This is a genomic window from Actinophytocola sp. (assembly GCF_036402745.1).
Classification (GTDB): domain Bacteria; phylum Actinomycetota; class Actinomycetes; order Mycobacteriales; family Pseudonocardiaceae; genus Actinophytocola.
Window position 1 is genome coordinate 1 of the sequence record NZ_DASWSJ010000207.1, and the last position, 4807, is coordinate 4807.

Genomic DNA, 4807 nt, shown 5'->3' on the forward strand with positions numbered 1-4807 from the left:
GGACGCTGGGTCGCCCTGGTGCCCGCCGGGGCAGAGGACCTGCTCGACGTGCTCCCTGGCGGCACTGTCCACCTGGAACTCACCGAGTTCGACCGGGCCACGATCGCCGACCGGCTGCGCTCTCTCGACGGGGAGTTCGACGGTGTGGTGTCCCTGCTGGCGCTCGCGGGCGGTCCGGCACGGGACCTGCTGGCCAGGACGGCCGCCGTCGTGCAGGGCCTGACAGACAGTGGCCGCACGGCACGGCTGTGGTGCCTGACGCGCGGTGCGGTATCGGTGACAGTGGACGGGGCCCTGGACGGCCCACCCGACCCGGACCAGGCGGCGCTCTGGGGCCTCGGCAGGGTCGTCGCGCTGGAGCAGCCCGACCTGTGGGGCGGTCTGCTCGACCTCCCGGACAGCACCGACCAGGATCTGACGGCCGTGCTCACAGGCGACGAGGACCAGGTGGCGGTCCGGGCATCCGGGGTGTTCGGCCGGCGGATCGTCCACACTGGACCGCCCGCCGGGAGCGGCGGATACACGCCGGACGGCACGGTTCTGGTGACCGGCGGCACGGGCGCGCTCGGCGGGCACGTCGCGCGCTGGCTGGCCGCGAACGGCGCCCGGCACCTGGTGCTCACCGGCCGGCGGGGCACCGGCACCCCCGGGGTCGACGCCCTCGTGGCCGACCTCGCGGAGACCGGTGCGCGGGTCACGGTCGCCGCGTGCGACGTCGCCGACCGTGCCGCGCTCGCGGCCGTCCTCGCCGACCTCCCGGCCGACGAACCACTGACCGCGGTCTTCCACGCGGCCGGCGTCGTCGACGACGGTGTCACCGACGGCCTGACGCCGGACCGGTTCGGGACCGTCCTGGCGCCCAAGGCGGACGGCGTGGTGAACCTGCACGAGCTGACCGCCGGTCTCGAGCTGCGCGCGTTCGTCGTCTTCTCCTCGATCGCCGGCGTGCTCGGGGCCGCCGGGCAGGGCAACTACGCCGCCGCCAACGCCTACCTCGACGCGTTCGCCGACCGGCGGCGGGCCGAGGGCCTGGCGGCCACGGCGGTCGCCTGGGGACCGTGGGCCGGCGGCGGCATGGTCGCCGAGACCGGTGACGAGCGGATGCGCCGCGGCGGCCTGCACCCGCTGTCGAGTGGACCGGCGCTCGACGCGCTGGCCAGGGCCATCGGCGCCGGCGAGACCGGTGTCCTGGTGGCCGACGTCGACTGGAACCGCTTCGCGCCAGTGCTTTCGGCTGGCCGGCCCGCACGGCTGTTGGCCGCCCTGCCGGAGATCCGCTCGGTTGCCACGCCACCCGACCCGACCGGGTTGCGTGGGCGCCTGGCGGAGCTCGACCCGGGTCTGCGCGAACGCCACCTCCTCGACGTCGTCCGCGCCCAGGTGGCCGCGGTGCTCGGCCACGCCGATCAGTCCACAGTGGACTCTGACCTGCCGTTCCTCGACCTCGGGTTCGACTCGCTGACCACCCTCGAACTGCGCAACGGCCTGGCGGCGGCCACCGGACTGCGGCTGACGTCGTCGCTGGTGTACGACCACCCGACCCCGCGCGACCTCGCCACGCACCTCGTGGCGGAACTGTCCGGTGGCGCCGATCCCGCTCCGGTGCCACCGACGGCGCAACCGGGAGTGGCCGAACCGATCGCGATCGTCGGGATCGGCTGCCGGTTCCCCGGCGGCGTGTCGTCCCCGGACGACCTCTGGCGCCTGCTCGCCGACGGGCGCGACGCGATCGGGGACTTCCCGGCCGACCGCGGCTGGGACCTCGGTGACCTGGCCGGGCGCATCCCCACGCACGCGGGCGGCTTCCTGCCGGGGGCAGGGGAGTTCGACGCGGACTTCTTCGGCATCTCGCCGCGCGAGGCGCTCGCGATGGACCCGCAGCAGCGCCTGCTGCTGGAGACGTCCTGGGAGGCGCTGGAGCACGCCGGCCTGGACGCCACGTCGCTGCGCGGCAGCGCCACCGGCGTGTTCGTCGGCACCAACGGCCAGGACTACCTCGACGCGCTGCGCCGTGCCGCGCCGCCCGCCGGTGCCGCGGACAGCGCCGAGCAGCGCGGCGGCGGGCACTTCGCCACCGGCAACACCGCCAGCGTGATGTCCGGCCGGATCTCCTACACCTTCGGCCTCGAAGGCCCCGCACTCACCGTGGACACCGCGTGCTCGGCGTCGCTGGTCGCGCTGCACCTCGCCGGCCGGGCGCTGCGGAGCGGGGAGTGCTCGCTCGCGCTCGCCGGGGGCGTGTCGGTGATGTCCACACCGGACTCGATCGTCGAGTTCGGTGTGCAGGGTGGTCTCGCCGCCGACGGCCGGTGCAAGGCCTTCGGCGCCGGCGCGGACGGCACGTCCTGGTCGGAGGGCGTCGGGGTGCTCGTCCTGGAGCGGCTGTCCGACGCGCGCCGCCACGGCCACCGAGTGTTCGCCGTGCTGCGCGGGTCCGCCGTGAACGCCGACGGGGCGTCCAACGGGCTGACCGCCCCGAACGGCTCGGCGCAGGCACGGGTGATCCGGGCCGCGCTCGCCGACGCCCGGCTGTCCACTTCGGACGTCGACGTCGTCGAGGCGCACGGCACCGGCACCGCGCTCGGCGATCCCATCGAGGCACACGCGTTGCTGGCCACCTACGGGCAGGACCGTGCGGAGCCGCTGCTCCTCGGCTCGGTCAAGTCCAACCTCGGCCACACCCAGGGCGCGGCAGGCGTCGCCGGGGTGATCAAGATGGCGCTCGCCGCCCACCACGGCGTGCTGCCGAGGACCCTGCACGCCGACGAGCCGTCGCCGCACGTCGACTGGTCCGCCGGCGCGGTCGCGCTGCTCACCGAGGCACGGGACTGGCCGCGCGGTGACCGGCCCCGCCGTGCCGGGGTCTCCGCGTTCGGCATCAGCGGCACCAACGCGCACGTCATCATCGAGGAGGCGCCGGAAGAGGAACCCGCCGTCCCGGCGCCCGCCCCGCCGGTCGTGTCGCCGCTGCCGCCGCCGGTGGTGCCGTGGCTGGTCTCGGCGCGGGGGACAGCCGCACTCGACGCCCAACTCGACCGGCTCACCGGGTTCGCCGCCGCGCGGAAGGACCTCTCGCCGGCGGAGATCGGGCGGGCGCTGGCCGAGAACCGCGCCGCCCTGCCAGACCGAGCCGTCCTGTTGTCCGCTGTGGACGGTGCGATCGAGGTCGTGCGCGGGGTGGCGTCCGGCGACGGCGACCTGGCGGTGCTGTTCACCGGCCAGGGTGCCCAGCGCCCCGGCATGGGCCGTGAGCTGTACGACCGCCACTGCCGGTTCGCCGAGGCCCTGGACGAGGTCCTGGCACACCTCGACCCCGGGCTGCGGGAGGTCATGTGGGGCGACGATCCGGCGCCGCTGACCGACACCGGGAACGCGCAGCAGGCGCTGTTCGCGGTCGAGGTCGCGCTGTACCGGCTCGTCGAGTCGTGGGGCGTCCGGCCGACCCACGTCGGTGGGCACTCGATCGGCGAGCTGGTCGCGGCGCACGTGGCGGGCGTGCTGTCCCTGCCGGACGCCTGCGTGCTGGTGTCGGCGCGGGCCCACCTCATGGCCGCACTGCCGGCCGGCGGGGCGATGGTGGCGGTGCGTGCGACCGAGGACGAGGTGGCGCCGCTGCTCGGTGACCGGGTGACGGTCGCGGCGGTCAACGGTCCGTCGTCGGTGGTGCTCGCCGGTCCGGAGGAGCCGACGCTCGCCGCCGTGGCATGTCTGGCCGAGCAGGGCCGCCGCACCCGGCGCCTGCGGGTGAGCCACGCGTTCCACTCGCCGCTCATGGACCCGATGCTGGCCGAGTTCCGGCGGGTGGCCGAGAGCCTGGACTACCGGCCGCCGCGCCTGCCGGTGGTGTCCAACCTGACCGGTGCGCTGGCGACCTCCGACGAGCTCTGCTCGCCCGTGTACTGGGTGCGCCACGTCCGGGAGACCGTCCGCTTCGCCGACGGTGTCCGGGCGCTGACCGACGCGGGGGTGCGGACGGTCCTCGAGCTCGGTCCCGACAACGTGCTGTCCGCCATGGTCGCCGAGTGCGTGCCCGACGGCACCGTGGCGGTCCCGGCGCTGCGTGCCGACCGGAACGAGACGGTCTCGCTGACCGGGGCGCTGGCTCGGCTGCACGTCCGCGGGGTGGGCGTCGACTGGGCCGGCTGGTTCGGCGGCACCGGACGATCCACTGTGGACCTTCCGACGTACGCGTTCCAGCGCAGGCGGTTCTGGCCCGATCCCGCCCCGGGCAAGGGTCCGGACGGCTGGTTCTACCGCACCGAATGGACGCCGGTGCCCCAGACCGACACCGCCGAGCGCGGGACGTGGCTCGCGCTCGACACCGACACCGATCTCGCCGAGCTGGCCGGCCGGTCGTTCACCGGGGTGGTGTCGTTGGCGTCGGCCGATCCCCAGACGCTGCTGACCACGCTCGACGCGGCCGGGATCCAGGCACCGCTGTGGTGCGTGACCAGGGGCGCGGTCGTGACCGGCGACGCGGACCCGGCGCCCGATCCGGACCAGGCCGCCGTCTGGGGCCGGGGCCTCGCCTGCGCACTGGAAGCCCCGGACCGCTGGGGCGGGCTGCTGGACCTGCCGTCCGATATGGACACTGTGGACACCGACCTCGACGTGCTCGCGGCCGTACGCGCCGCCGCCGCACACGGCGAGGACCAGGTGGCACTGCGCCAGGGCGGACTGCTTGCCCGCCGTCTCACCAGGGCCGTCGTGGGGGACACCGAACCGTGGACGCCCACCGGGACCGTCCTCGTGGCCTCGGCCGACCCGGTGCACGAGCAGTTGCTGAGCCACCTGGCCGACTCCGCGA

At 75.2% G+C, this 4807-nt stretch carries 1 protein-coding gene; it reads left to right on the top strand.

Annotated elements, in window-relative coordinates:
- Positions 1–18: 18 nt before the first annotated feature.
- Positions 19–4807, top strand: a 4789-nt coding sequence (locus tag VGD70_RS19765) for a type I polyketide synthase (RefSeq protein ID WP_331083389.1), incomplete at its 3' end; no start/stop codon positions are given.